At 54.6% G+C, this 5,739-nt stretch carries 5 protein-coding genes; all 5 read left to right on the forward strand.

The features are described 5' to 3' along the window. Window positions 1–540: type II secretion system protein N (locus ACIQ2T_RS11630; protein ID WP_397590961.1), on the forward strand; the 540-nt coding region annotated here is incomplete at its 5' end. Then, window positions 540–2,729 (forward strand): type II secretion system secretin GspD, encoded by a 2,190-nt coding sequence (gene gspD / locus ACIQ2T_RS11635; protein WP_397590962.1) that lies wholly within the window; start codon window positions 540–542, stop codon window positions 2,727–2,729. The genes ACIQ2T_RS11630 and gspD, both read left to right, overlap by 1 nt. 32 nt (window positions 2,730–2,761) lie before the next feature. Beyond that, complete coding sequence (gene gspE / locus ACIQ2T_RS11640) at window positions 2,762–4,282, forward strand: type II secretion system ATPase GspE (protein WP_397590965.1); 1,521 nt, start codon at window positions 2,762–2,764, stop codon at window positions 4,280–4,282. Then, entirely contained in the window at window positions 4,275–5,492 is a 1,218-nt protein-coding gene (gene gspF, locus ACIQ2T_RS11645) for a type II secretion system inner membrane protein GspF (protein ID WP_397590963.1), read from the forward strand. Before gspE ends, gspF begins: the two co-directional genes overlap by 8 nt. Before the next feature lie 2 nt (window positions 5,493–5,494). Beyond that, on the forward strand, window positions 5,495–5,739 hold a 245-nt coding region (locus tag ACIQ2T_RS11650; protein ID WP_397590964.1), incomplete at its 3' end, for a prepilin-type N-terminal cleavage/methylation domain-containing protein.

The raw sequence follows: 5,739 nt of genomic DNA on the forward strand, positions 1-5,739 counted from the left end.
AGCTTGGTTTTATTTGGCGTGCGTGCGAACGAGAGTTCCGGCGGCGGGGCTGCCATTATCGCGGGCGAAGATGGCATTCAAAATAGCTACGCGGTGGGAGAGGAAGTCGCGCCAGGTGTTACGCTCAATTCCGTTGCTTTTGACCATGTTGTCTTGTCGCGCGGCGGCGTTAATGAATCCCTGTATCTTGACCAATCGGTCCCCGCTGAAACCGTAAAGCCGTCCGGCACACCCTCTCAAGCCCCATCTGCGCCCGTTAAAGATGGCGGATTGAATGCTGAGACGCTTCAAAAAGCTATTGGCTTTGCGCCGCGCAACGAAGGCGGCCGTGTCACTGGCCTTGTCTTGCAAGCGCGAGATGACGGCACGATGATGCGCCTCGCAGGTTTTCTTGCGGGCGATGTTGTTGTCGGGGTCAACGGACGTCCCATATCTTCGGCGGCAGACATTGCCGCGCAATTTCGGCCAGGTGCCCGCTTAAGTTTCGAAGTCGAACGCGGCGGTTCGAAGGTCCCCATAGCTCTAAATTTGGAACAATAGTGATCCGTAAACTTACTTCATTGCTCGCGTGTAGCTCTCTGATCCTTGCCGCTCCATTGGCTGCGCAGCAGACTTTAAATGTCCGCGACGCCGACATCCGCGCCTTTGTGCAGGATGCTGCGCGCGTAACGGGGCAGACATTCATCGTCGACGGACGTGTAAACGGGAAAGTTTCTGTCGTCACCGACCGCCCGCTGTCGCGTTCCGAATATTTTGAAGTATTTTTGTCGACGCTGCGGGCAAATGGATTGGTTGCTATTCCCATGCGTGGGGGTGGCTACCGCATTCAACCGTCTGATGGAGCAGCCACGCAACCAAGTCGGATCGGCAGCCAAGCCGCGACCGCTAGCCAATTTGTGACCGAAGTTTTCCGGTTGCGCTCAATTGACGCCACGAGCGCGGTAGAAACGCTTCGTCCACTTATCAGCCGAGAGGGCTCGCTTACGGCAAACCGCAGCGCCAATAGCCTTGTTGTCGCCGATTATGCCGACAATATCCGTCGTATCCGTGACCTGATCCGCCAAATTGACCGAGACAGTGCTGCCACCCAGATTGTTAATTTGGACAATGCTGGTGCGCGTGAAATTGCAACTGCGCTGCAAGGGTTAGCTGGTCAAGGCGGCGGGGAGGGTGGACGATCACCCGTCTCCATTGCTGCCGTTGATAGCAGCAACGCTATCGCTTTGCGCGGCGACCCAACCTCGGTTGCCCGCTTTGCCGCAATGGCAAAGCAACTGGATGAGCGCGCGCAATCCGGTGCCGAAATTCGTGTGTACCGACTTGAATTTGCGAATGCCGAAACACTCTTGCAAACGGTTCAGTCGCTTATCGGTGGTCAGAGCGGCAATCCGCAGTCCGGTGATCTACCTCCAGTTGCTGCGGCAACCAGTGGCGGTACGCCGGCGCCGGTATCTGCACCTGTAACGGCATCAGCCTCTGGTTCGGGCGTGAACGGTATTAGCGGACGCGGACCCGTAGTCGTGACACGCTATGAAGGCACAAACGCCCTGATCGTTGCTGCCAATCCAGAGATGCAGCGCACTTTGGGCGAATTGATACGCCAGCTTGATACTCGGCCTGAACAGGTTTTGGTCGAAGCTATCGTTGTCGAAATCGGCAATGAAGCCGCGAAAAAGCTTGGCGTTCAATTCCTTGTGGGCGGCAAAGACGCGCCATTTGCGGCAACCAATTATACTAATGCAACGCCCAACATCTTGACCATTGCGGGCGCCGTTGGGGCCGAGCAATTGTCGCGCACAACGACGACTGTAAATGGGAATACAACCACCACAGCAACCAACAGCGCTTTGGGCGATGGATTGCAACAAGCAGCGGCTGCCTCGATATTGAGCGCCACCGGCGGTTTCGGTGGTTTTGCGCTTGATGTCGGCAAAAATGCTGTTTTTGGCACCATCATCAACGCCATTGCAGCGGACACAGAATCCAACCTGTTGGCAACGCCGCACATCGTGACGCTTAACAATCAAAAGGCAAAGTTCCTTGTTGGCCAAGAAGTGCCTGTTAGCACCGGCGAACAATTGTCTGCGAACTTCGAAAATGCATTCCGAACTGTGCAACGGCAAGAGGTTGGCATTAAGCTTGAAGTTACGCCGCAGGTTAATGCGCAGGGCGACGTAAAGCTGTTCCTGAAGCAAGAGGTATCCAGCGTCGCTGGGCCGGTATCTTCTCGCTCAAGCGACCTCATCCTTAATAAACGTGAATTTGAGACCACGTTGACCGTTGGCGATGGTCAGTTGTTGGCCATTGGCGGTCTGCTGAATGATGATGAGCGGCGCACTATAGAACGTATTCCACTACTGAGCGACATTCCCCTTATTGGTGAGTTGTTCAAATCGCGCAGCCGCAGCCGCAGCAAAACCAATTTGATGGTTTTTATTCGTCCTACAATTTTACGCAGTCGCGAAGATGGCGACCGCTTAACGGCAAGGCGCTATGACTATGTGCGCGACATGCAACGGGTACGAAACCCCGATATGGAACCAAGCATTGACGAACTGTTGCGTGATTATATGGGCGCGACCCCGCCAGCAGAGCCCAGTGCACGCGTAAATGACATCATGATCGGGGCAGATGGTAATTTGACCCGGCCACCTGCAAGCGGTCCGCTTCAACCGACAGAGGTGCCGCCAAGCTCTGTTTCCGCAACCAGCGGGGATGGACAATCGTGATACGCCAGGGGGTAACACCTGTACACGATACATTGGCGAATGCCGAGCCCGCAGGACAGCTGACTGCCGCGCAAATTAAGCCATTGCTTGATCTGCCTTATGCCTTTGCCAAAACGCACGGTCTGGTAATACGCCACGAAAGCAACGACCGTTTGGTGGTGGCGATGCGTGAGGGCGCTGATCCAATAATGCTGCTGGAGGTGCGCCGTTTTTTGGCAATGCCATTCGATGTTGAAATGTCGGATAACCAAACATTTGACCGATATTTGTCCGACCATTACGCCATGGACGGCAGCGCGGCCGCGATGGCGGGGTCTATCGGGAACAATGACGGCGATTTATTGTCCGACATGCTGCCAAGTGCGGACGATTTGCTAGACAGTGCAGACGACGCGCCTGTCATCCGGTTGATTAACGGCATCATCGCTGAGGCTGTTCGGCAGGGCGTATCCGATATTCATATCGAGCCATATGAAACGGGCTTGGTTATTCGCATGCGCGCCGATGGCGTCTTGCAAGAACGGCTTCGCTTGCCAGCCAATGTAGCGCCTGTGGTAGTGAGCCGTATCAAGGTCATGGCGCGGCTAGACATCGCAGAGCGCCGTATTCCACAGGATGGTCGTATTGGTCTGACGCTTGGCGGAAAGCTGGTGGATGTTCGCGTATCAACATTACCAAGCCGCGCTGGAGAGCGTGTGGTGATGCGTATTTTAGACAATGAAAATGCGGGCATATCACTTGACCTGCTCGGCATGTCTGAGGACGCGCTGATAATCTTGCGCGAAGCGTTGGCTGAACCCAATGGCATTATCCTCGTAACTGGCCCTACAGGGTCGGGTAAGACCACTACGCTATATGCTGGCCTGAAACGGTTGAATGACGGCTCGCGCAATATCCTCACGGTTGAAGACCCAGTGGAATATGCCGTCGAAGGCATCGGCCAAACGCAGGTGAATGCAAAAGTAGGCATGACATTTGCCGCTGGTTTACGTGCTATATTGCGGCAGGACCCGGACGTTGTGATGGTCGGCGAAATCCGTGACCGCGAAACCGCCGACATTGCCGTTCAAGCCGCGCTGACGGGGCATCTTGTGTTGACTACCGTCCATACAAATGACGCGTTGGGTGCGATCACGCGGATGCGCGACATGAAGGTTGAGCCGTTCCTGCTTGCCTCAACATTGCGCGCCGTTATCGCCCAGCGACTCGTGCGCAGGCTGTGCCCAGCGTGCCGCGAAACGGTTCAAGCTGAGGGTAATGCTGCATCCTTGCTTGGGTTTGATAAAGGCACAGCTGTATACAAGGCAGTTGGCTGCGCCGAATGCAACAACACAGGTTTCCAGGGCCGTATTGGTGTGTTTGAGGCGGTGCGCGTTGATGACACCATCCGGCGTCTCATTAACGATGGTGGTGATGAAGCCATTTTGGCGCGACATGCATTTGTGAACCAACCTAATCTGAGCGCAGCAGCACGTAAATTGGTGCGTAGTGGGGAGACCACGCCGGAGGAAGCCATTCGTATTTCGCGCCGTGAAGACATGGTTGATGCCTGAATTCGCCTATCATGCGATCGACCCGGATGGGCGCGAACGGCGCGGACGCATATCTGCAGCCAATGATGACATGGCGCGTGAAGAACTGGTATCAAAGAAGCTGTACATTGTAACTGTTACGCCAGCTGAAGCGCGCGCGTCGGCCTTTGCCAACCTGCCTTTTAAGCGGCAGGCACGGCTGAGTACAAAGCAACTTACATTGTTTACGCGGCAATTGTCCTCATTGGCTCAAGTGTCGCCCTTGGAAGAAGCCTTACGCACGATTAGCCGCCAAAGCGAACAGCCCCATGTCCGCCAGATATTAACGGATGTGCATGCAGGCGTTGTCGAAGGGCAGCGTTTGTCAGAAGCAATGCGGCGCGAGAGCAATAGCTTTCCTGCATTGTATCGCGCGATGATCGCGGCAGGTGAAGGGGCGGGCACCTTGCCTCTGATCACAGAGCGTCTCGCGGTCTTGCTCGAACGTCAGGCTGAAATGCGCGGTAAGCTCATCGGTGCCCTTGCATATCCAGCGATTTTGTCACTTGTAGCAACATTGGTCGTTATGGGATTGATGGTTTCTGTTGTCCCAAGGGTCGTCGAACAGTTTGACAATGTTGATCAACAGTTGCCGCTCATTACGCGTATCGTAATTGGTATTTCGGCGTTTTTGGCGAGTTATTATTGGGCGCTCATTCTCGTCGTTGTCTTTGGTGCGTTTCTGTTCGCACAAGCTTTAAAGCGGCCCGCTTTCCGTATGTCTGTTGACCGCAATATTTTACGCATTCCTCTGCTGGGAAAGCTTTTGCGCAACCTGCATGCCGCGCGCATGGCGCGGACATTGGCTACGATGGTCGCAAGCCGATTGCCTTTGCTTGAGGGGCTGCGTCTGACGGGCGGCACCATTCGGAACAAGGTCCTTTCTAACGCCAATGACGATATTGTCGAAGCTGTGCGCAGCGGAGGTAGCCTGTCGGGTGCAATGCGCACCAGCGGCGTTTTTCCGCCGCTTCTGGTATATCTTACCGCCAGTGGCGAGAGCGCTGGCCAGCTTGATCAGATGCTTGAGCGCGCTGCCGAGTATCTGGAGCGCGAATTTGATAACTTTACCAGCACAGCTTTGTCGCTGCTCGAACCACTTATCATTGTGGCGATGGGCGGCGTTGTCGCTGTCATAATATTGGCAATTTTGCTGCCTATACTTCAACTTCAAAACCTTTCGGGACTTTAGACATGCTCCGCGTATTGTTTCACCTGCTCACTGACACAAATCTTCCACCCGCCAAGTTCAGGCGGAAAAAGACCAAGTTAGAACGCAACGGATTTACGCTTGTCGAAATGATGGTGACGCTGTTTATTTTGGCATTGCTGACCACGATTGTCGCGATCAATGTTCTGCCGAACCAAGATAAGGCCATGGTGCAAAAGGCAAAGGCCGATATTGCAGTGCTGGGTCAAGCGTTGGAAACCTATCGGCT

Origin of the sequence: Sphingorhabdus sp., assembly GCF_044357595.1 — a bacterium.
In the GTDB taxonomy this organism is placed as follows: domain Bacteria; phylum Pseudomonadota; class Alphaproteobacteria; order Sphingomonadales; family Sphingomonadaceae; genus Sphingorhabdus_B.

Bases quoted from the DNA above. Each gene is read 5' to 3' on its own strand.
- gspF (WP_397590963.1), top strand. From the start codon at position 4,275: ATGCCTGAATTCGCCTATCATGCGATCGACCCGGATGGGCGCGAACGG.